This window comes from Streptomyces sp. NPDC016459 (assembly GCF_040632845.1).
Taxonomy (GTDB): Bacteria; Actinomycetota; Actinomycetes; order Streptomycetales; family Streptomycetaceae; genus Streptomyces.
Window position 1 is genome coordinate 237,558 of sequence record NZ_JBEYCR010000006.1, and the last position, 22,288, is coordinate 259,845.

General features: G+C 73.1%; 12 protein-coding genes. 4 read left to right on the plus strand and 8 right to left on the minus strand.

Features of this window, described 5'->3' with window-relative positions; translation table 11 throughout:
• The first annotated feature begins 125 nt into the window (after positions 1–125).
• Positions 126–2,903, plus strand: coding sequence for a glycosyl hydrolase (locus tag ABZ567_RS17845; RefSeq protein WP_360790477.1), 2,778 nt, complete (start codon positions 126–128; stop codon positions 2,901–2,903).
• A gap of 96 nt (positions 2,904–2,999) precedes the next feature.
• Here the strand turns inward: ABZ567_RS17845 and ABZ567_RS17850 are convergent, their stop codons facing one another.
• Entirely contained in the window at positions 3,000–4,025 is a 1,026-nt protein-coding gene (locus ABZ567_RS17850; protein WP_360790478.1) for a LacI family DNA-binding transcriptional regulator, read from the minus strand.
• A 259-nt stretch (positions 4,026–4,284) separates the two neighbouring features.
• Here ABZ567_RS17850 and ABZ567_RS17855 point away from each other — a divergent pair, with 259 nt between their 5' ends.
• Positions 4,285–9,303: a hypothetical protein gene (locus tag ABZ567_RS17855; RefSeq protein ID WP_360790481.1), complete on the plus strand. Its 5,019-nt coding sequence runs from the start codon at positions 4,285–4,287 to the stop codon at positions 9,301–9,303.
• A 68-nt stretch (positions 9,304–9,371) separates the two neighbouring features.
• Here ABZ567_RS17855 and ABZ567_RS17860 read toward each other — a convergent pair whose 3' ends face one another.
• The 7 genes from ABZ567_RS17860 to ABZ567_RS17890 all read right to left on the minus strand — a co-directional run bounded on the left by ABZ567_RS17860 (position 9,372) and on the right by ABZ567_RS17890 (position 19,490).
• On the minus strand, positions 9,372–10,004 hold the full coding sequence (locus ABZ567_RS17860; protein WP_360790484.1) for a hypothetical protein: 633 nt from the start codon (positions 10,002–10,004) through the stop codon (positions 9,372–9,374).
• The gene (locus ABZ567_RS17865; protein WP_360790487.1) at positions 10,001–14,383 is read right to left on the minus strand and encodes an SNF2-related protein; all 4,383 of its coding nucleotides are present in this window, start codon (positions 14,381–14,383) and stop codon (positions 10,001–10,003) included. The genes ABZ567_RS17860 and ABZ567_RS17865 overlap by 4 nt, the downstream gene beginning before the upstream one ends.
• Positions 14,384–14,490: 107 nt before the next feature.
• Positions 14,491–15,585: an iron chelate uptake ABC transporter family permease subunit gene (locus ABZ567_RS17870; RefSeq protein WP_360790490.1), complete on the minus strand. Its 1,095-nt coding sequence runs from the start codon at positions 15,583–15,585 to the stop codon at positions 14,491–14,493.
• Positions 15,582–16,550 carry an iron ABC transporter permease gene (locus ABZ567_RS17875; RefSeq protein WP_360790920.1) on the minus strand — a complete coding sequence of 323 codons (969 nt, stop codon included), beginning with the start codon at positions 16,548–16,550 and terminating at the stop codon, positions 15,582–15,584. Before ABZ567_RS17875 ends, ABZ567_RS17870 begins: the two co-directional genes overlap by 4 nt.
• Positions 16,551–16,628: 78 nt before the next feature.
• Positions 16,629–17,681 carry an iron-siderophore ABC transporter substrate-binding protein gene (locus tag ABZ567_RS17880; protein ID WP_360790493.1) on the minus strand — a complete coding sequence of 351 codons (1,053 nt, stop codon included), beginning with the start codon at positions 17,679–17,681 and terminating at the stop codon, positions 16,629–16,631.
• Positions 17,682–17,853: 172 nt separating this feature from the next.
• A complete protein-coding gene (locus ABZ567_RS17885) occupies positions 17,854–18,516 on the minus strand; it encodes a MarR family transcriptional regulator (protein WP_360790495.1) in 663 nt (220 codons plus the stop codon).
• 26 nt (positions 18,517–18,542) lie between these two features.
• Entirely contained in the window at positions 18,543–19,490 is a 948-nt protein-coding gene (locus tag ABZ567_RS17890) for a methionyl-tRNA formyltransferase (protein WP_360790498.1), read from the minus strand.
• Between the two features lie 236 nt (positions 19,491–19,726).
• Here ABZ567_RS17890 and ABZ567_RS17895 point away from each other — a divergent pair, with 236 nt between their 5' ends.
• Both ABZ567_RS17895 and ABZ567_RS17900 read left to right on the plus strand, forming a co-directional pair.
• Complete coding sequence (locus tag ABZ567_RS17895; RefSeq protein WP_360790501.1) at positions 19,727–21,088, plus strand: lysine N(6)-hydroxylase/L-ornithine N(5)-oxygenase family protein; 1,362 nt, start codon at positions 19,727–19,729, stop codon at positions 21,086–21,088.
• Between the two features lie 106 nt (positions 21,089–21,194).
• Entirely contained in the window at positions 21,195–22,253 is a 1,059-nt protein-coding gene (locus ABZ567_RS17900; protein ID WP_360790504.1) for an iron-siderophore ABC transporter substrate-binding protein, read from the plus strand.
• Positions 22,254–22,288: the final 35 nt, after the last annotated feature.

The window sequence follows — 22,288 nt, forward strand, 5'->3', positions numbered from 1 at the left end:
GGACGAGAAGAGACGCCAACTCCTCTCTGTGTTCAACCTCTTGACACACGTGTTTCGACGGTTCTACGTTTCCGGCGATCTGAGAGCGCTCTCTGACGACATCCTGACGACATGAGGTGCCGTTCATGCCAGCCCCCCGCAGAAAGCCGGCCGCAGCGCTGGTCCTGGTCTCCGCCCTCGCCGCCCTGGGACTCGGCCCCGCCGCCGCCCCCGCGGCCGCCGCCCCCGTCCCCACGGGCGCAGGAAGCTACTCCGACACCCGCCCCGCCGGAACCTCCGGCCCCACCACCAACACCGGCGCGCCGGTCACCCCCAAGGTCACCCCCGCCGCCCAGGGCAAACCGGTCCCCACCAACGACTGGTGGTCGTCCCTGGCCTACCAGCGGTACGGGGACAACCCGTACTCCACCCCGATGTACGGGCATCCGCTCACCTACCAGGCCGTCGCCGGCGGCCTCGAGATCGGCTACCCGACCACCCCCGCCGTCGTCGGCGAGGGCCGTCAGTACGAGTTCGCCCACAAGCGCGACCTCACCCTCGGCCTCACCGGCCTCAACTCGCCCGACACCAAGGCCGACGCCTGGTCCGACTGGACCGTGACCCCCTACTGGTCCGACGGTGCCCGCACGCTGCGGACCACCATCGGCCACGGCATGCCCTTCGTGTACGCCAAGGGCACCGGTGGCGACGCCAGGATCACCACCGCCGCCGCACCCGCCGTCTTCGCCGACCAGGGCAACGTCCTCGGCATCACCGTCGCGGGCCACCACTACGCCCTCTTCGCGCCCGGCGGCACCGACTGGAACGTCTCCGGCTCCACGATCACCGCCGGCCTCGGCGGCAAGGACTACTTCTCCGTCGCCGTCCTGCCCTCCACCGACGCCCTCGCCACCTACCGCAAGTACGCCTACAGCTTCGTCACCGGCTCCACCGTGAGCTGGAGCTACGACGCGGGCACCGTACGGGCCGCCTACACGCTGACCACCGAGGCGAAGGAGGGAACCGAGCGCGGCGCCCTCCAGGCGCTCTACCGGCACCAGTGGCTGCACACCACCGACCCGCTCACCCCGTACACGTACGTCTCGCCCCGCGGCACCATGAAGGTACGGGAGTCGGCCACCTTCACCACCACCCAGAAGGCCGCCGCGACCCTGCCCGGACTGCCGGGCGGCACCGGCGTCGACACCGCCCGCCTGCGCGGCTACCTGAACGAGGTCGCGAACTCCGCCGACCCCTTCTCCGGGGCCGCCGACACCTACTGGACCGGCAAGGCGCTCGGCAAGCTCGCCCAGCTGGTGCCGCTCGCCGACCAGATCGGTGAGACGGCGCTCCGCGACAAGCTCCTCGGCCAGATCAAGGGCCGCCTCCAGGACTGGTTCACAGCCGGAGGGGCGAACGAGTTCTCCTACGACGCGGCCTGGAAGACCCTCACCGGCTATCCCGCCTCCTACGGCAGCGACACCGAGCTCAACGACCACCACTTCCACTACGGCTACTACGTGTACGCCGCCGCGATCGTCGCCCAGTACGACGCGGCCTGGGCGGCCGACTCCGCCTGGGGCTCCATGGTCAAGATCCTGATCCGCGACACCGCCAACCCCAGCCGCACCGACAGCGCCTACCCCTTCCTCCGGGGCTTCGACGTCTACGCCGGACACAGCTGGGCCAGCGGCCACCAGGGCTTCGCCGCCGGAAACAACCAGGAGTCGTCCTCCGAGTCGACCAACCTCAGTGCCGCCCTCGTCCTCTGGGGCTCGGCCACCGGCAACACCCAGCTCCGCGACCTCGGTACCTACCTGCTGACCACCGAGGGCGAGGCCATCGCCCAGTACTGGTTCGACGCCGACCAGCAGGTCTTCCCCGGCTCCTTCACGCACGACACCGCCGGCATGGTGTGGGGAAGCGGCGCCGCCTACTCCACCTGGTGGACCGCCAACCCCGAGGAGATCCACGGCATCAACGTCCTTCCTGTGACCGGCGGTTCACTCCACCTCGGCGGCCACAAGGACGCGATCCGGCGCAACATCGCCGAGATGGAACGCGAGAACGGCGGGCCCGCCGTCGAATGGCGCGACATCCTCTGGGAGTTCCAGTCCTTCGCCGACCCCGCCGCCGCCAAGGCCAAATGGGACGCCGGCCACGCCGGTTACACCCCGGAGGCGGGCGAGTCGAAGGCCCACACCTACCACTGGCTCACCGGGCTCGACACCCTCGGCGCGCCCGACGCGACGGTCACCGGATCCATTCCCACCTCGGCCGTCTTCGCCAAGGGCACCACCCGCACGTACGTGGCCCACAACCACGGCTCCACCGCCCGCACCGTCACCTTCTCCGACGGCAAGTCCCTCTCCGTGCCCGCGCGTTCCACCGCCACCGGCACCGGGACGGGTGGCCCCGGACCCGACCCCGATCCGGGGCCGGGCACCGGCAACACCTTCCAGCTCCGCACCGGCGGGACGCTCACCACGGCCACCGGCGCCACCGCGGGCAGCGACACCGTCGCCTCGGCGCAGGGCGGCAACCACGACGGGACGCCGAACCGGCCGCTCGTCTACGTGGCCAAGGGCGTCAACGGCACGCTCAAGGCGGGCGGTTCCACCGCCTTCCGCCTCCAGGTCGACGCCGGGACGTCCGTCGGACTCGGGCAGCAGGCCCGGATCAGCTACGACCTCACCGGTGACGGCACCTTCGAACGGACGGAGACGTACCACTACTTCGCCACCGACCCGGTCACGGGCTGGGAGGAGTACGCCCAGGGGCGCGGTCTCAAGTCCGCCACCGGGACGCTCGGCAACCTGAACGGTGGGACGGTCCGCCTCGAGGTCTGGAGCGCCATCGGGAACGGGGACGCGCGGCTCCAGACGGGCACGGACCGGTCCGTGGTCGTCATCCCGTACGACTGACCCTGCTGCGAGGAACCGGCGGAATCGGCGGCGGGCCCGGGTGTCACACCCGGGCCCGCCGTCCCACGCGCTCCGGGCGGGCTCTCCGCGACGGTGTCAGGCCGAGTCGCGGCGGACCAGGGACGTCGGTGTGATCACGGACTCCGGGATCGCGGACCCGGTCCCGTCGAGCAGCCGCATCAGGAGCTTCACCATGAGCCGGCCCATGCCCTCGATGTCCTGGTGCACGGTGGTCAGGGCGGGGGCGGTCCTGCGGACCACCGAGTCCATGTCGTCGAAGCCGACGACCGCCACGTCCTCCGGCACCCGCACCCCACGCTCCCGCAGCGTCAGCAACGCACCCGAGGCCATCAGGTCGTTGGCGACGAACACCCCGTCGACGTCCGGCCTCCGGTCGAGCAGTTCCGCCATGGCGCGGGCGCCGCTCTCCTCGGTGAAGTCGCCCCGGCAGAGCAGGGCGGGATCGGCGTCGATCAGGACGTCCCGATAGCCGTGCAGCCGGTCGAGCGCGGACGTCTGGTCGTGCGGCCCGGAGATGTGGGCGATGTTCCGCCGTCCGAGCCCCACCAGGTGCCGTACCGCCTCGCGCGCACCGCCGCGGTTGTCACAGTCGACGAAGGGTACCGACGGATGGGTGCCGGGATCCGGCCGCCCGCCGAAGACCACCGGGATACGGGTCCGGTCGATCACGGCGGGCAACGCGTCGTCGTTGTGCACCGAGAAGGCCAGTGCGCCGTCGACGTGCCCGCCGCCGAGGTAGCGGGCGATCCGCTCATGGTCCCCCGGCCCCTCCAGCCACAGCAGCACCAGCTGGGTGTCATGGGCCGCCAGCTCCCGGCTGATGCCCCGCACCTGCTGCTCGAAGAACGGATCGGAGAAGATCCGGAACTCGGGCTCGGCGATGATCACCGCCACGGCGCCGTTGCGCCTGGTCACCAGCGTGCGAGCGGCGTGGTTGGGCACGTAGCCGAGCTCGTCGACGGCCCTGCGCACCTTCTCGACCAGCGGAGGCCGCACGCCCGCACCCCCGTTCACGACCCGGGAGGCCGTGGCGCGGGACACGCCGGCGCGAGCGGCGACGGCTTCCAGCGTGGGGCGGGGCCCCGTGGTCTGCTCGGGCAAGGCGGGCGCTCCTCGGCTGTGTGGCACGGTCTGCGGTCTGCGGTCTGCGGTCTGCGGTCTGCGGTCTGCGGTCTGTGGTCGTCGGGCCGTCGAGTCGGGCTGTCGGGCTGTCGGATCCGGTCGGTTCCGTGGCGGTCCGTGTGGATCAGGATATCCGCAGCCCCCGCCCTTCTGAGAGCGCTCCCAACAGTCCGGGGCCGAGGGGTCGAGCGCGACCTCCCGGGACACGGTGTCAGTGGCGCGTGCGACGATCCGGAGCATGATCGTCTCGCTCGAATCCCTGTTGCCCGCCGACGGTACGCACACCTCGACGACGTACGCCGACTGGGTCGCCGCCCACGACCCGGACGCGGCCGCGACGGCGCGGGACCTGATCCAGGACATGACGTCCGAGCTCAACCGCTCCTGGTCCAAGCCCGGCGCGTTCGTCGACGCCATGGCGCGGCGGGCACGGCGGCTGCCCTCGGCGCACCTGCCGTGGTTCTGGGACACCGTGGGCCACCGGTTGATCGGTTACGGGAGCAGGCCGGGCGGCCGGGCGTACGTGGCGGCGCGGACGGCGGAGGCCGAGCACGGGCTCCCGGTCGACCCCGCCTACCGCCGGGCCAACGGGCTGCTGTTCGCCAAGGGCGGGGCCATGCCGGCCAAGGAGTTCGGTGCCCACCAGAAGTTCCTCGCCGAGACCCTGGAGCCCGCGGAGGCGCACGCGGCCCTGGGGGCGTTCCTGACCGCGTGGGCGGGCTCGAAGGCGGACCTGCCGGCGGACCTCGTGCGCCGCGTGCGGGCCTCCGCCACGGCCGCGGGGCACGGCGAGGACGAGGTCGCGCGGGTCGTCGGCGCGATCGTCTCGGTGGCCCGGAAGAAGTCCGTGCCGGACGCGCTCCTCATCGCCGCCGAGCCGGTCCTGACGGCCCATCCGCCGACGGACGAGGTCACGGCCGGGCTCGTCGAGGTCTTCCCGGAGGGTGTCACCGACGGCGGGGCGTGGCTGCGCATGCTGATCGGCTGCGGGGCGACGGAGGCGATGGAGACCGGGCGGGTGGTACCGGAGGGCGGACTGCACCACTGGGTCGGGCACTTCGTCCACATGTACCAGTACGCGAAGCAGTCCGGCGGAGGAGTCGGCCGGCAGCCGCTGCCCCCGGAGTTCCTCGACCTGGTGGGCCGGCTCGGGCCGCGCCTGCGGGCGGCGGGTCAGCCCGTGACCGTGCACACCACCCGCCACTACTACCAGGGGTTCGACGCGGACGTCCTCGACGCCTGTCTCGCGGCCGGGGTCACGGTCGCCGACCCCGGTCCGGAGACGCGGATGCGTTTCTGGGGCGAGCGCTCCCGGCGGGACCTCGCCGCACTCGCGGCCGACCCGGTCTTCGGCGCCCGCCTCGAAGGAACGGTGCACGCCCGTCTGATGCCCGACGGGTTCAGGGCGCGCGGGCGCAAGCCCGGCAGCGCGGTGACGCTGCTCCCGGGCAACGAGGGCATCGCGCACGAGGTGGCCAACCGGGTCGGCAAGCTCGTCGACACCGTCGGGGGCGGCGGCATGGCGGGGGCCGAGGAGGCCGTGGCCGAGCTGGAGACCCTCCTTGACCGGCCGACGGTGACGGCGCTCGACGGAGTCGTGGACGCACTCGCGGACGCCTCCGCCGCCGGCGCGCTGCGTCGCTCGCTCACGGCCGGACTGCCGGAGGAACTGGAGTGGCCGGCCCTGGAGTCGGTGTACGCGGAGTTCGCGGCGGACGCGGGGGACACGCCGGACGCGGGTCGGGGAGGGGCGGACGCGGGTGGTGCGGGGGCCGCCGACGCGGGCGGTGACGGTGCACGAGCGGACGGCTCGGAGTCAGCGGGGCCGACGCCTTCCGCCGCGCCGGAAGCGCCGGCAGGCGCCGGTGCGGCCGGGGTGGACGGTGCCGCCGGTGCGGCAGGTGTGGACGGGGTACCCGGGGCCGAGGTGCCCAGTGTGGCGGGTGTGGACGGTGTGCCCGGGGCCGGGGGGCCTGGGGGCGCCGGGGTGCCCGGTGGGGCCGGACTGCCCGGTGGGGCCGGACTGCCCGGTGTGGAGGGCGTGACCTGTACCTGGCCGGTGCTGACGGTGTTCGGGCGCGACCGGGCCGTCGCGGTCGACCCCGACGGGGTGCGCGGTTCCTGCCGGTTCACGGTGCCCGAGGACGCGACCATGTTCGCCGTCCACTACGTGGGCGGCTCCTTCCTGGTGAGCTGGAGCACTACGCAGAGCCCGTACTACTGCGACAGGGCCGCCTGGGCCGACCGCCCCGAAGAGCCGTTCACCCCGACCGAGCTGGGCGGCCTCGTGCCCTTCGGCGGCAGTCTGGACGGGGCCTACGGCTTCCAGTTCGAGACCGCAGACGGCGGCGGACGGCACGGAGGCCGCCGGGTGACGCGCCCCGGCGACACGGAGGGGATCGACGGGGACGAGCTGCAGCTCGGTGACGGCTCCCGGATCTGGACCAACGCCGTCTACGGACGGAGGCCGTGGGAGGTCGTGGACCCCGTCACCGGCGAGCGCCGGGGAGCCACGCCGCTGCCGGACTTCCCCGGCCGCGCCCCCGACCCCGATCCGGCGGCGGAGCCGTCGGAGACCGGCATGTCCCTCGCCCGCGAGGCCCTGCAACTGGCGCCGCTGCCCGAGAGCCTTGACGACTCCCCGCTGGGCTGCCGGGACGGCCTGGTCGGGACGCGGATCCTGTACCGCACCCGGTACCGGGACAACGCGCCCGACCACTTCCTGGTCGAGAGCATCGACGGGCGTACGGCCCGCTTCGACATCGACCGGCAGGGCCAGGAGCCCTGGGGGCTGTGGGCGCCGCCGGAGGGCGCCGCGGAGGACGTGGTCCTCGCCGAGGCGGAGACCCGCACGGGCGTCCGCGCGTACACCGCCGACGGGAGCCTGCTGTGGGAGCTGGACGGGCACCGGTCGCCCCGGCACCGCCCGGGCCGGCCGAACCGGCGGGTGACCGTGTCCCACGGCGTGGCACTGCCCCCGGCCTTCTGGTACCTGCTGCGGACCCGTGACGAGGCCGGTTCCCGGGCGCTGCGGTCCGTGGGACTTCCGACCGCCGAGGTGCTCCTGGCCGCCGCCCTCGGCCGCGATCAGGAGGCGTTGCGCGCGGCCGTCGCGCGGGAGCTGCCCGGGATCACCGACCCGTTCCTCCGCGAGGCCGTCGTGGCGGTGGCCGACCGAGCGGCCCGGGTGGAGGAGCGGCGGCGCGCCCTGCACCGACGGGTCACCCTGCTCGCCGAGGCACCGCCCGCCCCGCCGCGCCGGACCGCCCCGGACACCGAGCTGATGCCCGCCCTGTTCGGGCTGGTCGCCGCGGGCGGGCGCGACACCTGGCGGCGGACCCGGGACGTGGCCCTGCCGGCGACGCTGAGCGCCTTGGCCGCCGACGGCGCCTGTCTCACCGGGACGATCGCGGAGGAGGTGCGCCGCCTCTCACCGCCCGCGCCGCCGCACGACTGGTCGCAGCTGCTCGGCGCGATCGACGCCGTCGCCTGGCGGGCGGCGGTGGCACCGACCCCCGACCCTGAGCGGGCCGCCCTGCTCGCGCTCCTTGACACCTGGGCCGACCAGCCGTTCGCCCGCGAGGGCAGCCGCTGGTGGGTGGGCGGCACGTCCGACGCCGAAGCCCTGGACGCCCTGCGGGAGGGCGGGACGGCCGTCGCCTCCGCAGGGGTGTGGGACGGCGGGCCGGCCTGCTGGTTCGTCGCGCCCGCCGCGCGGGAGACGGAGGCCGATCCCGTCCCGGCTGCGGCCCCCGAGGCCCGGCTCGTGCGCGTGGAGCGGGACGACGCCGCCCGGCTGCGCGCCCTGCTCGCGGCGGTCGACGCCCATGGACCGGTTCCCCTCCCGGAGTCGGCGGCCGTGCGCTTCGCCGAACTGACGGGTGTACGCCGGGCGGTGGCCCGACTCGTGGTCGCCGGTCTGGTCGGCAGGCCCGGCAGGGAGGAGGACCGTGCCCTCGCCCGCAAGGCGCCGTACAAGGCGACCGCGTCGACGGTCGAGTCCTACGAGGAGGTGCGCGCCCGCCTCGGGGCCGCGGGCCGCAGGGCCGTCCTGGCCGCGGCCCTGCCCGACGACCCGACCGGGCTGTGGCGGCCCGGCGGGGTCGAGGCCGCCGTGGAGCGGATGGCCGGGGTGTGGCGGGAGCTGATCGGGGTGCGGGCCGCCGTGGACGACGAGGCGGCCGACGCGCTGGAGGCCGGCCTGGGACTCTCCGAGGTCTGGGCCCGGCGCCTGGCAGGCGGCTACGGGGCCGCCGAGGACACCAGGGTGCCGGCCGCCGGCTGGGAGCTCGCGGCGCGGACGTACGGCACGGCGGTGGACGTCAGGGCCGTGCCGCCGGCCGGCACCGACGCGCGTCGTCGCGCCCCCGTGGGCCTCCCGCTGGGACGGATCGCGAGCGCGCTGGTGTGGGCGTGGACCGACCGGCCCGTCGGCGATCCCGCGATGGCCGGGGCGAGCGACCTGTACGACCGGCTGCGGGCCGAACTGGCCCGTCCGGAACTGATCCTGGACCTGGACGGACACATCCAGGACACCACCGTGCCGATCGCGGAGCGGTTCGGGCCCGCGACGGTGCCCGTGGCGACGGACCGCCGCAAGGACGAGGACGAGCCGCTGTCCGTCACCGCGTACGACTCCGGACCGCTGGTGGTGTGCGCCCCCGGCGGCGCCGCGTTCCTACGGCCCGCCGAGGTCGCCGATCCCGAGGCGTGGCGGCGGGTCCGTGAGGTCACCGACCTCGCGGAGGAGCTCGACAGGATCGCGCCGCTCCTTCCCGGCGGCGGCCTCGACCGGATGAGGCACCGGGCCGCCTCGGGAGCCGTGCCGGACGGCGCGTACGAGGCGGATCCGCGTCACTCCTGCCCGGAGCTCGTCGCGCGTGCGGCGCGGGAGCTGGGCGTGGGCACGGACGCGGCCGCGCTGTACCTCCAGCTGGCGACGCTCGCGGCGCCCACCGACCGGAACGTGCGCCGGTGGAACGGCTGGACGACCAAGCGGCACGCGGAGGTCCGGTCGGAACTCCTCACCACCGGCGCGGTGATCGAGGCCAAGCGCGCGCGGGCCGGCCGGTCCCTGTTCCTGCCCGGCGCGTGGACCGAGCTGAAGGCCCCGCACCTGCCGCTGGAGACCGTGAAGCTGGCGAGCCACCTGGTGCGCCCGTTGTGGGCGCAGCACATCGAGGCGCCGTTCGAACGGGTGCTGCCGCCGGCGCCCCTCCACGAGATGTTCGCCGAGGCGTGGGAGCGCGGCCGGTGACACCGGGCCCCGAGAAGCGCGGTCGGTGACACCGGGCCCCGAGGGGCGGGGGGCGGTGTCACCCGGCCCTACCTCAGGGTCGGCGCCCGCAGAGCCGTACGGGCCGCGCGGTACGCCACGGCGGGGTCGGGGTGCGGCGCCGCGGCCGGCTGCCAGGTGTCGTAGCGCTCGACGTACGGGTGCCAGAGGCCGTCGGGGCCGTACCGCAGCTGGACCCGGGCGGGCGCGTCGGTGAGGTGGTTGTGGTGCCGTTCCACCGGGGCTGTGGGGGAGGGGCGGAGCGGTTGGACGGCGTGCTCCGCCGCGCCGAGAACGTCGGGCTCCGCCGGCTGGGGCATGAGGAACGTGGCGACGGCGGGCCGCCCTCCGTACCGGTGCGCCAGGGCCAGGAGCTTCATCCGCCCCGGTGATACGCCGAGTCGCTCGGCGGCGGACTCCAGATGGGTGTCTCCGCTACGGGCGACGAACCGGGCGAGGTCGGCGGTGACGTCGTCGACGTCCTCGAACGCCTCCGCGAGGACGTCGGCGCCTCCACGGGTGTCCAGCAGCGCGGCCGCGCGGTGGGCGGCGTCGGCCACGAGCGCCCGCAGGGCGTCCAGGTCGGGCAGCGGTGACGGGGGCGGATCGGTGAGGCCGTCCAGTACGGAACCGATGCCGGGGGTGTCACCGTGGGGGAGCGGCTCGGCCGTCGGGGGGGTCATTCCGGGCCTCCCAGGCTGACGAGGTCGGCGAGTTCGCGGTCGCTGAGCCGAGCGAGGCCGGTGTCCCCGGCGCCGAGGACCGTGTCCTGCAAGGCCCGCTTGTGCGTGAGCAGTTGATCGATCCGGTCCTCGATCGTGCCGCGGGTGATGAGCCGGTGCACGGTGACGGTCCGCCGCTGCCCGATCCGGTGCGCACGGTCGGAGGCCTGGTCCTCGACCGCCGCGTTCCAGCTGCGGTCGAAGTGGACGACATGGCTGGCCCTGGTCAGGGTGAGGCCGGTGCCACCCGCCTTGACCGAGAGCACGAACAGCGGTGAGCGGCCCGCCTGGAAGGCGTCGACGAGCTCCTGCCGCTGCCGGGTGTCCAGGCCACCGTGGAGGAACAGCGGGCGATGGCCCAGGTGGGTGAGGTGCTCGGCGAGCAGCCGTCCCATGGTGACGTAACTCGTGAAGACGAGCGCCGCCTCGCCGCGCCCGGTGATCGTCCCCACGAGTTCGTCGAGCGCCTCCAGCTTGGCCGACCGGGCCGTGAACTCCGCCGCGCGCGACCGGCCGGGGTGGTCCTCGCCCCAGTAGTGGGCGGGGTGGTTGGTGATCTGTTTCAGCGCGGTGATCAGCTTGAACACGAGGCCGGACCGTGCGAGGGACGGGGAATGGGCGAGCTGTTCCATCGTCTCGCGGACGACGGCCTCGTACAGGGCGACCTGCTCGGCGGTGAGTTCGACGATCCGCCGGGTCTCGACCTTGGCGGGGAGTTCGGGGGCGACCCCGGGGTCGGTCTTCCTGCGGCGCAGCAGGAACGGGGCGATCAACCGCGCGAGGGCGCGCGCCGCCGGACCGTCCGGGTCGCGCTCGGCGGCGGCCGCGTACCGGGACCGGAAGGCTTTGAGGGGGCCGAAGAGGCCCGGGTTGACCCAGTCGAGCAGGGTCCACAGTTCGGAGAGATTGTTCTCCACGGGGGTCCCGGTCAGCGCGAGACGCGTGGTCGAGGTCAGCGCGTGCAGACGGCGGGCGGTGGAGGAGGTGTGGTTCTTGGCGTGCTGGGCCTCGTCGGCGATCACCAGGTCCCAGTCGCGGGAGGCCAGTTCGGTGTCACGGCGCAGGACACCGTACGTGGTGAGGACGACGGTCCGGGCCCCCGCGGCTTCGAGGCTGCGGCGACTGCCGTGGTAGACGGTGACGTCGAGTCGCGGCGCGAACCGGCGGTACTCCCGCTCCCAGTTGGTGACCAGCGACGACGGGCACACCACGAGGACCGCGCCGCGATGCCCGCTCTCGTACCGGTGCAGGGTGTACGCGATGGCGGTGAGGGTCTTGCCGAGGCCCATGTCGTCGGCGAGGACCGCGCCGAATCCGGTCCCACCGGTGTGCGAGAGCCAGGACAGCGCCCGTTCCTGGTAGCCACGGAGTACGGCTTCGAGGCCGGCGGGCGGGGGGACCGGGGGCGCGTGCTCCCCCCGGCGCAGCACGTCGACGACACCGGCGAGGTCCCCGCCCGCCCGGCACGGCACCGTGCGGCCGTCGACGTCCACGGTGCCGGTGAGGGCGGCGGTGAGCGCGTCGATTCCGGCGAGCCGGCCGATCTCCCGGCGGCGGACGCGCGCGACCGTGAGGGGATCGAGCAGCACCCACCGGCCCCGCACCCGGACCAGGGGGCGGGCCGCCTCGGCGAGCTCGTCCATCTCGGCCTCGCTCAGCGCGTCCCCGCCGAGCGCCAGCTGCCAACGGAAGTCGAGCAGCGCCCGAAGACTGAACCGGGGGGCTCCGCCGGCGGCTTCGCGGGTGCCGGTCGGGGCGGCGCCCGCCGTCCCGGTGCCGCTCTCCGCGCCGACGACCGTGTGGGTGGACAGCAGGTCGCGCAGTCCGGGTGGCCAGCGCAGCACCAGACCCTCGGCGGCCAGGTCCGTCTCGGCCTCCAGGAGCCGCCCGATCCCCGCCGCGTCCGCCACCAGGCGTTCGGGCGTGGCGAGCAGTCCGGACAGGACCGCGCAGCGGCGGACGGAACGCTCCAGACGCCTCCGTACCCGCTCACGCAGGTGGTACGGCTCCGCACCCGCCACGGCGCTCCGGCCGGCTCCGAGGGAAGCCGCCGGCACCTCCTGGTCCGGTCGCGACGGGTCGACGGCCACGAGGAGACGGCCGGTCAGGCGACCGGCGACGGCGTCGTCCTCGGACGGTGCGGCGAACTCGACGACGAGCCCGGGTGGCGGACCGGGGTCGAGCCGGTCCTCGACCATGTCCAGCCACGGCCGGACCCGCTCCGCCTCGTCCTCGGGGAGCGGGCGGCCGGCCGGGGCGAGGAACGGGCCGCTACCGAAGAGGACCGCGGCCGGGGGCCGGAGCATGGTGTCGGCGAGGGCGTCGAGGAACGCCGGTACGGTGTCCCGGGCATCCGGCGCCGTCGCCACGACGGGGTGGGGAGCCGCACGCAGGGGCAGTTCCTCCAGGGCTCCGACGGTGGCGACCGGCAGCGGCCCCATCCGCCACTTGTCCACCCCGGCCGGGGAGAGCGCCGGACGGACGTGCCCCGCGGCGACGGCCCGCAGCCCGAGGCGGGCCGCCTCTTGCCACCCCGTCGCCGTCGGATGCCACCGGGCGGCCCGGTCGCGCCGCAGCAGTACGGGAACGGCCCGGTCCAGCGGGACCCGCCACCCCACGACCGGCACGGGCGCGGACACCGGGGCGAGGAGCAGCGGGCGGCGCGTCACGGACAGCGGCGCCGGCAGGTCGGCGCCCGGCATCGGCGCCCCGTCGGCCCGGTGGAGCAGCAGCCCGGCCGCCTCGCCGTCGCCCGCGTCGGGGAGGAACGTGACGGCGCATCCGGCCGCGAGGGCCTCCCGGACGACATCGGCGACCGGGACCCGCGAGACGGGAGCGGGGCGGCGGTCGCCTTCACCGCCGTCGCCGACCACCGGTTCGGCGGCAGCGGGCTCCCCGGAGTAGGCGGATCGCGGCGGGGGTACGGACGCCGGTTCGCGCGCCGGGTCCGGGGACTGGGGCGGAGGCACGGCCACGGGCCGCGGCCGCGGCACCTGCGACGGGGTCGCCGGGGGAGTGCGCGCGGTGTCGACGGCGACCAGCTCCGCCATCAGCGCCGAGGCCGCCGCGCGGCGGGCGTCCGCCTTCGACTTCGCGCGGGCGGTGACCCGTACCTCCGAGCCCGTCCGCACCAACGTGCAGGAGTAGGTGCACGCGACGGTCCTGGGGGCGGCCGCGAACGTGGACTCCGGCTTGGAGATCAGCTCCAACTGGGTGTACTTGTTCAGGTACTTCACCGGGTCCTGACCTGTCGGCACGGGCTGGATCCGCGCCGTCGGACGCTCCCCGTCGTCGTCCGGGACCCGCTCCTCCTCGGGCTCGGGCAGACCCGTGAGTGCGGCCAGAAGGGCGACCGCGCCGAGGTGCACGGCCTGGCGACGGTCACGTGCCGTGCGCTCGCCACCCTCGACCGTAGGGCCGTCGGCCGGCGGGCGTGTGCCGTCGACCGTACAACCGTCGGCCGGCGGGCGTGTGCCGTCGCCGCCGTCCCAGCTCCAGCGGCAGGAGAAGCCTCCGTCGGACGGGACGACCGTGTGCCGGGCCTCCGCCCCCCGTTCCTCCGCGTGCCGGCGCAGCAGCGTGGCCGCCGCGGACTGCATGCGGGCCGCGACCCGCAGGGCGCACAGGCGCAGTTCCCGCCAGGCGGGTCCTCGCGCGCCGAACAGCAGGAGCTGCACGTCCCGGTGCCGCAGCCGGGCCGCTGCCGCGCGGCGGACGACCTCGGCCGCCAGCTCCTCGCCGGGTTCCCCCGCGGCGACCCGAGCGTGCAGCAGCGACTCGAAGGCCTCCGCGCCCATGCCCGGCACGGGGAGCCGGCCGCCCCCGGTCTCCTCCGTCGGCCCCTCGACCCCGGCGAGCCGGCGCAGCAGCGCGTGGGCGGCGGACCGGCGGGCCAGCGCCGCCGTCGGGGCGCTCCGCGGGGGGCCGGTCACCTGCGCGCCGGCCGGCCCGATCCGTACCGCCGCCGTATGCAGCACGCGCCCGTTCTCCAGGTGCTCCGCCGACTCGTCGTACGCCAGGGGTGGCCAGGACTCGATCTGCGCGTGCGCCGTGAGCACCTGCTGCGGGACCTCCGGCGTGCCGTCGAGGCCCGCGACCGCGAGGCGACGGGCCGGCAGCCACGCCGGGTGGTCGTCCGTGACGAGGAGGAGCATCCGCAGATCCGGTCGCGTCAGCCTCCCCGCCCGTGCCAGGCTCTCGGCCTCGGCCACGACCTCCGCGTCGAAGCGGCTCTTGAGGACGGCGCTCCTGGCCCGTTCGTGCCAGGGGGGCCGCACACCGGCCCCCGTGGGAGCGCCGGACTGCCGGACGTCGTCGGCGAGCTGGGGACGACCACCCACCAGGGGACCCTCCGTACGCGGAACGTGATGGAACGTGCGCGTTCAGTATACGGAGCCGGGTGGTCCTCGACGGTCCAACGGGCTTTCGACGGGCCCCGGTTGCCCGGTCAGACGGGGCGCTTCCACTCGCGGAGCAGCAGATACCCGAGGTACGCCCCTCCGACGGCCATGGTGTAGAGACCGACCGGCAGGTCGTCGAAGAGCGGCAGCTGCTGCGACGTGAGGTCGGCGAGGACGAGGAGCAGTGCTCCGAGCAGGGTGGACATGACCAGGTGCGGGCCGCCGCTGCGGGTGACGCGCTTGGCGATCTGCGGCGCGGTCAGGGAGACGAACGCGATGGGCCCTGCCACGCTGACCGCCCCCGCCGAGAGGACGATCGACAGCACGACCGCCAGGGTCGCGGTCCGGCCGGGGCGGGCGCCCAAGCCGGTGGAGAGGTCGTCGCCCATCTCGCCGACGCTCAGGGGCCGCGCCAGGAGCGCCGCGAACGGCAGGCTGACGAGCAGGACCGTCCAGATGGTCGCCGCGTCGTCCCAGGAGCGGGCGGAGAGGCTGCCGTTGATGTAGGCGGTGAGCGCGCTGGCCTTGTCGCGCTCCACGGCGTACACCACGTACTGGGTCAGCGCCGTCGCCATCGCGGCCACGCCGATTCCGGCCACCACGAGCCGTCCCGGGCTGCGGAAACCGGTGCCGGTGGCGACGAACACGACCGCCATCGCGACGACCGCGCCGAGCAGTGCCCCGAGGGCCACCGGCATGACGTCGGGCAGGAACAGGGCCGCGGCCGCGGCTCCCGCCCCGGCGCCGGCGCCGAGCCCGATGACGTCGGGACTGCCCAGCGGATTGCGGGTGACGGACTGGAACAGGGCCCCGGACAGGCCGAAGGCCGCGCCGGTGGCGATGGCCACCGTGAGCCGGGGGCCGCGCAGCCTGTTGAGGACGAAGGCGTTCTTGCCGGTGGCCTCGCCGGCGAGAGCCGACGGCAGGTTGGGCAGGTCGATGCCGAGCCTGCCCATCGACAGGGTGGCGACGGCCGCCCCGCAGAGCAGCAGCAGCGTCACGACGGCCGCGATCACGGAGGAGCGGCGCACGGGGACGGCGACCCAGGGACCGATCCGCAGTACACCGCGGCCGGGGGGCCGTACCCCCCGCTTCGGCGTCCCGAGGCGGTCCTGGACGGCGGTCCGGTCGGCGGTCGTCATGCCGCTCCCCTCATACGTCGGACGGCGAAGAGCAGGACGGGGGCACCGACGAAGGCGGTGACCACCCCGACCATCAGCTCCTGCGGGCGCAGCAGGATCCGGCCGATGACGTCGGCGAAGAGCAGCAGCGTGGGTCCCGCGAGGCAGGTGAGCAGGATCTGGGCCCGGAAGTCGGCGCCGACGAGGACCCGCACCACGTGCGGGACGGCCAGGCCGACGAAGGCGATGGGCCCGACGGCGGCGGTCGCGGCGGCGGCGAGCAGGGTCGCGGCGAGGAGTCCGGCCCCCTTGACGCGGGCCGGACTGATGCCGAGGGAAGCGGCCTTGTCGTCGCCCATCGCCATGGCGTTGAGGCCCGGCGCGAGCAGCAGGGCGAGGAGCAGGCCCGCCGTGGCGAACGGCAGGACCGCCCAGAAGGCGTCGAACCCGCGCCCCCCGAGCGCGCCCACCACCCAGTAGCGGTAGGTGTCGAAGACCCGCGGGTTGGACAGGGCGACGGCCTGGATGAAGGCGGCGAGGACGGCGGAGAGCACCGCGCCGGCGAGGACCAGGCGGACGGGTCCGCCGCCACCGCCCGCCGTGCCGACGACATGGACGACGACGCCGGTCACGAGGGCGCCGAGGAGCGCCCACCAGATGGTCTCCCGTTGTCCTGCGGCGCCGAGGAACGCGGTCGCGGCGACGATGCTCGCGGACGCGCCCGCGTTGATGCCGAGAAGTCCCGGCTCGGCGAGCGGATTGCGGGTGATGCCCTGCATCAGGGTGCCGGCGACACCGAGGCAGAGTCCCGCGAGGACGCCGAGAGCGGTACGCGGGTAGCGGCTCTCGACGACGGTACGGGTGTAGCCGTCGATGTCACCGGTGATCACCCGCAGGACGTCACCCGCGGACGTCGGCATGCTGCCGAACATCACGCTGGCGAGGAGCGCCAGGGCGAGCAGGACCAGGCACAGGGCGACGGCCATGACATGCCGGGCAAGGCCCCGCCGTACGACGGCGGGGCCCTGGCCGATCCGGGAGAGAGTGGTCACGTGGATCCGTCGTTACTTCCCGGCCTTGGCGACGGCCTTGTCGATCATGGGGAGGTAGCGCTCGATGCTGTACGGCACCGTCAGCGGGTTGATCATCGACGAGGCGGTGACGAACGGCGTGTCGTGGCTGTAGACGAGGGCGCCCTTCTTCACGGCGGGGATCGCCGCGTACAGCGGCTGGGCCTCGACCTCCTTGCGGGACTTGTCGTCCATGTAGAAGGTGAAGGCGATGTCGCTCTTGGACAGCTTGTTGGCGTTCTCCAGGCCGATGAGGGCGGAGTCGGTGCCGTCGGTCTCCTTGAAGGTGTTCACGACCGGGTCGACCTTGAGGCCCAGCTTGGACACCATGGACACGCGCTGCTCCTCGGGCTTGAAGATGCCGAGGGTGCCGGGGCCGGTGTTGTAGATGTACGAGAACGTGACGTTCTTGTAGTTCGGGCGGGTGGCGGCGGCGTCGGCCAGCTGCTTGTCGATCTTCGACGTCAGCTCCGCGGCCTTCTCCGGCTGACCGAGTGCCTTGGCGACGATCTCGATCTGCTGGTCCCAGTTCGTGCTCCACGCCTTGTCGGGGTAGGCGACGGTCGGCGCGATGTCCTTCAGGATGTCGTACTGCTTCTGCGTGATGCCGGACCACGGCGCCAGGATGACGTCGGGCTCCAGCTCGGTGATGGCCTCGATGTCGAGCTCCTCACCACCGTTGAACTGCTTGGGCAGCGTGGCGCCGGACTTCTTCACGGCGTCGTGGATCCAGGGGAGGTAACCGGTCTTGTCGCTGCCCCAGGGGTAGCTCTCGATGCCGACCGGGACGTTGCCGAGGGCGATGGCGGTCTCCGCGGAGCCCTGACCGAGGGTCACCACGCGCTTCGGCTTGTCCTTGATGACGGCCTCGCCGAGGGCGCTCTTGATGGTGACGGGGAAGGCGCCCGCCGCGGCCTTGTCCGCCGACCCTGCCGCGGCGTCTTTCTTCTCGTCCGAGCCGCACCCGGTCACCATGAGGCCGAGCGAGACCGCGGCGGCGCCCGCCGCGAGGACGCGACGGTGAAGGGGGGTGAACACAGAAGGCATGGTGGATCCTTGTCTCCGGGCAGGGATGTGCGGAGCCCCGAAGGGCCGGCCCCTGGGGGGATCGGCCATCGCGGCTCTTGTTAGGTGAGCCTAACCTATTCCGGTTCGAGGATGCGTGCCAGGGGGTCCCGGGGGGACCGCAGGGCGGGCGACCGCGGGCCGTCCGCCCTGATCAGGTCGCCGATCCGGGGCGCGCGCGGGCCGGGTCGGCCGGCGCCGGTTCCAGATGCGCGTGGACGCGGCGCAGCAGACCGGCCAGTTGCTCGCGCTCCCCGGTGTCGAGGGGCGCCAGGATCTCGTCGTCCGTGGACGCGATGTCCGCGGTGAGGCTCCGGAGGGACGCCTCGCCCTCCGGAGTGAGTCGTACGACCACCCGGCGCCGGTCCTGGGGGTCCCGGTCGCAGTCCACCTGTCCGACCCGGGCCAGATCGTCGACGACCTTCCCCAGGTCGCTGGCGTTCATGGCGAGCCGGGTGGCGAGGACCGTCTTCATCTGCGGACCGATATCGGCGAGCAGCGTCATCACGGTGAGGTGCCACAGGCGTAACCCCCGCGCTTCCAGGCGCTCCGCCAGTCTCCGGCGAGCGGCCCGCCCGACCGCGTACATCAGGTACGCGTTCAGTTCCAGGACGCTGGGTGACGTCGTGGTCCGTGGGGGCGGTGGGAGGGCGGGGGCGGCCGGGCCCGCCCCCGGGGGCGGGCCGAGCGTCGGCTCGGTGTTGGCGAGGGACCGGAAGACCTTCGCCCGGTCCGTCGGCACGCCGGAGATGCCGACGACGGCGAACGTCGCCCCCGAGAGGTCGTGCGCGACACCGGAGACGACCGGCCGGTCCATCGGCTGCTCCTCGCTCACCCCGGTCGTCAGGGACGGTCGGTCAGGTAGCCGCCCATGGAGGTGAAGTACTCGGTCGCGGGCAGTTCGCGGCCGTCCTCCGTCCGGACGCGGGTGACGGCCAGGCCGTGGTTGCGGCCCGTGCGCGCGTCGGCCCCGGCGACGATCACGACCCCGTCGCCCTCGCGGTAGAAGATCCGACCGGGGGTGCCGCCGTAACGGCCCTCGGAGACCACGGCGGAGAGGACTTCGAGGCGCTTGCCCCGGTGGAAGGTGAAGGCGCTGGGGTAGGGCGCGGACTGGGCGCGGACCAGCCGCTCCAGGACCTCGGCCGGCCAGTTCCAGTCGATACGGATGTCCTCCTCGGCCCGCTTGTGGAAGAAGCTGGCCTGTGACCGGTCCTGCGGGGTGAACTCCGCCTGACCCGCGGCGATCTGGTCCAGCGCGGCGATCGTGACCGGGGCGATGAGGTCGACGGTCTTGTGGAAGAGGTCGGTCGCCGTGTCCTTCGGTCCGACGGGAACCGCGCGCTGCTGGACGATGTCGCCGGCGTCGAGCACCTCGTCCATCATGTGGGCCGTGACGCCGACTTCCGGCTCGCCGTTGACGAGGGCCCAGATCAGCGGGGAGAACCCGGCGTACTTGGGCAGCAGCGAGTCGTGGATGTTCAGGGTCCCGTGGCGCGGCAGGGCGTAGATGTGCGGCGGGATCCAGGTACGCCAGTTGTTCGCGACGATGATGTCCGGGTCGGCCTCCTTGAGCCGCGCGAACAGCTCCTCGTCGTCGGGCCTGTTGCGGATGACGACCGGGACGCCGTGCTCCGTGGCGAGGTCCGCGACGGAGTCGCTCCAGATCTTCTCGTAGGCGTGCTCGCTCTTGGGGTGCGTCACGACGAGCACCACGTCGTGTTCGGAGTCCAGGAGCGCTTGGAGGGTGCGATGGCCCCAGGTCTGATAGCCGAACATGACGACCCGCATCGGGTTCCTCCTCGGAAAGGCGATTGACCGTCAGAAGTAAAGCAAGGCTTACCTAAGGGCGCAACTGGCTTGATTTATACGGTCATTGAAAAGATCCAACTTCGCGATGTCCGCTTTGACCCATCGACAGCATCGTCAGATCAGGTTAGCTTTACCTAAGTTCGCTCGGCGTGCCGCCGGCCCGGCACGCCCGACGCCCGTCCCCCTCAGCCTCTTTCCCGCACGATGGGAGTGACATGTCGCAGGTTCCGCCTGGTGACGCACCTCTGGTCCACGACCTCATAGGCATCGGCTTCGGGCCGTCCAATGTGGCGATGGCGATAGCGCTCAGCGAGCACAACGCACGCGTCGGAAGGGAGGAGGCGGTCACCGCCCACTTCTTCGAGCGCCAGCCCCGATTCGGCTGGCACCGCGGCATGCTGATCGACGACGCGACCATGCAGGTGTCCTTCCTCAAGGACCTGGTGACACTGCGCAACCCGACCAGCGAGTACAGCTTCCTCTGCTACCTCCAGAGCAAGAACCGGCTGATCGACTTCGTCAACCACAAGAACCTGTTCCCGCTGCGCGTGGAGTTCCACGACTACTTCGAATGGGCCGCGTCCAAGGTCGACGACATGGTCTCCTACGGCCACGAGATCGTCTCCGTCGAACCGGTCGAGCGCGACGGCGTCGTCGAGTACCTCGACGTGACCGCCCGCTCCGGCTCCGACGTGGTCGTCCACCGCGCCCGTAACCTCGTCCTCGGTACGGGACTTCGCCCGCGCATGCCGGAGGGCGTCGAGCGCAGCGACCGCGTCTGGCACAACTCCGACCTCCTCGCCAAGGTGGAGGGCCTGGAGGGAACGGCTCCCGAGCGGCTCGTCGTCGTCGGCGCCGGACAGAGCGCCGCCGAGAACGTGGCCTATCTGCACCGGCGTTTCCCCGAGGCCGAGATCTGCGCCGTCTTCTCCCGCTACGGCTACAGCCCCGCCGACGACAGTGCATTCGCCAACCGGATCTTCGACCCGGACGCCGTCGACGAGTACTTCACCGCTCCCGACGCCGTCAAGCGCAAGCTGATGGACTATCACGGCAACACCAACTACTCCGTGGTGGACATCGACCTCATCGACGACCTGTACCGCCAGGCGTACCAGGAGAAGGTCCTCGGCACCGAGCGGCTGCGCTTCCTCAACATCTCCCGGCTCACCGGCGTCGAGGACGGCCCGGACAAGGTCCGCGCCTTCGTCACCTCGCTCGTCACCGGCGAGGAGACCGTGCTCGACGCCGACGTCGTCGTCTACGCCACCGGTTACGACCCCGCCGAACCCCTCGGCCTGCTCGGTCCGGTCGCCGACCGCTGCCACCGCGACGAGCACGGCCGGGTCCGCGTCGAACGGGACTACCGGCTCGCCACCGACCCCGAACTGCGGTGCGGCATCTACCTCCAGGGCGGCACGGAGCACACCCACGGCATCACGTCGTCCCTGCTCTCCAACACCGCGATCAGGGTCGGCGAGATCCTCGCCTCGGTCCTCGACCGGGGCCCGGCCGTCCCCGCCGTCGCCGCCGAAGAGGTGCGCCCGATGGCCGACGGCGTCGGCACGGCGCGCTAACCCCACCCGCGCTTCACTCCCCGCGCAACAACGCCACTGTCCGCCGGGCGGCACTTTCGCGCCCGGCGGGCGTGGCACGCACTGTGAATCCCCGAAAGGAACGTCCGTGTCCGCTGGTGCACGTCCCGCTCTGTCGCGGTTCGTCAGATCCGCCCCCCGTGTGGCCGTCCTCGCCGTGGCGGCACTCGCCCTCGCCGCCTGCGGCGGCGGGACCGAGAAGTCCGCGTCGCCGTCCGCAACCACCTCGGCACCGGCCGACGGGGGCGGCAAGCCCGCCGCGTTCCCCGTCACGGTCGAGCACAAGTACGGCTCCACGACGATCGACAAGGAACCGAAGACGATCGTCACCCTCGGCCTCTCCGACCAGGACGCGGTGCTGGCGCTCGGCGTCAAGCCCGCCGGCGCGGTCGACTGGTTCAAGGAGACGCCGTACGGCAAGTGGCCCTGGACCAAGGACAAGTGGGGCTCCACCCGGCCCCAGATCGTCGGCGAGCGCGACGAGTACAACATCGAGAAGATCGCGGCCCTCAAGCCCGACCTCGTCATCGCCCAGTACTCGGGGATGAAGAAGGAGCAGTACGACACCCTCTCCACGTTCACCAAGGTCGTCGCCCAGCCCAAGGAGCACCCCGACTATGGCGCTCCGTGGCAACTGATGACCCGCCAGATCGGCAAGGCGCTCGGCAAGGACGCCGAGGCCGGCAAGCTGATCACCGACATCGACGCCCGCTTCAAGGCCGTCCGCGACAAGCACCCCGAGTTCGCCACCAAGACCCTCGCCGTCGCCGACAGCTTCGAGGCCGGCAAGTACTCGGCGTTCACAAAGACGGACCCCAAGGCGATCTTCTTCTCCGAGCTCGGCTTCAAGCTCAAGCCGGAGATCGACACCCTGGCCAAGCCGGGCTGGAACGTCGCCGAACTCAGCGCCGAGAAGCTCGACGTCCTCGACGTCGACCGGCTCGTCTGGGTGACCTCCAGCACCGAGGCCAACGACCGCATCAAGGCCGAGCCGCTCTACAAGAAGCTGAAGGTCAACCAGGACAAGCGCGACCTGTTCGTGCCGTACCAGGACCCGGACATCGGCGCCGCGTTCTCCTTCAACACCGTTCTGTCGATCCCGTACGCCATCGAGGAGATCGAGCCGCTGCTGGCAGCCGTCAAGTGACGCCGCCCACCAGCTGACGCGCCACCAGCCAGGAG

Excerpts from the sequence above, each read along its gene's own strand:
- ABZ567_RS17895 (WP_360790501.1), top strand. The coding sequence starts at position 19,727 with ATGTCGCAGGTTCCGCCTGGTGACGCACCTCTGGTCCACGACCTCATA.
- ABZ567_RS17880 (WP_360790493.1), bottom strand. The coding sequence starts at position 17,681 with ATGCCTTCTGTGTTCACCCCCCTTCACCGTCGCGTCCTCGCGGCGGGC.
- ABZ567_RS17885 (WP_360790495.1), bottom strand. The coding sequence starts at position 18,516 with ATGGACCGGCCGGTCGTCTCCGGTGTCGCGCACGACCTCTCGGGGGCG.
- ABZ567_RS17845 (WP_360790477.1), top strand. The coding sequence starts at position 126 with ATGCCAGCCCCCCGCAGAAAGCCGGCCGCAGCGCTGGTCCTGGTCTCC.
- ABZ567_RS17890 (WP_360790498.1), bottom strand. The coding sequence starts at position 19,490 with ATGCGGGTCGTCATGTTCGGCTATCAGACCTGGGGCCATCGCACCCTC.
- ABZ567_RS17875 (WP_360790920.1), bottom strand. The coding sequence starts at position 16,550 with ATGGCCGTCGCCCTGTGCCTGGTCCTGCTCGCCCTGGCGCTCCTCGCC.
- ABZ567_RS17855 (WP_360790481.1), top strand. The coding sequence starts at position 4,285 with ATGATCGTCTCGCTCGAATCCCTGTTGCCCGCCGACGGTACGCACACC.
- ABZ567_RS17860 (WP_360790484.1), bottom strand. The coding sequence starts at position 10,004 with ATGACCCCCCCGACGGCCGAGCCGCTCCCCCACGGTGACACCCCCGGC.
- ABZ567_RS17870 (WP_360790490.1), bottom strand. The coding sequence starts at position 15,585 with ATGACGACCGCCGACCGGACCGCCGTCCAGGACCGCCTCGGGACGCCG.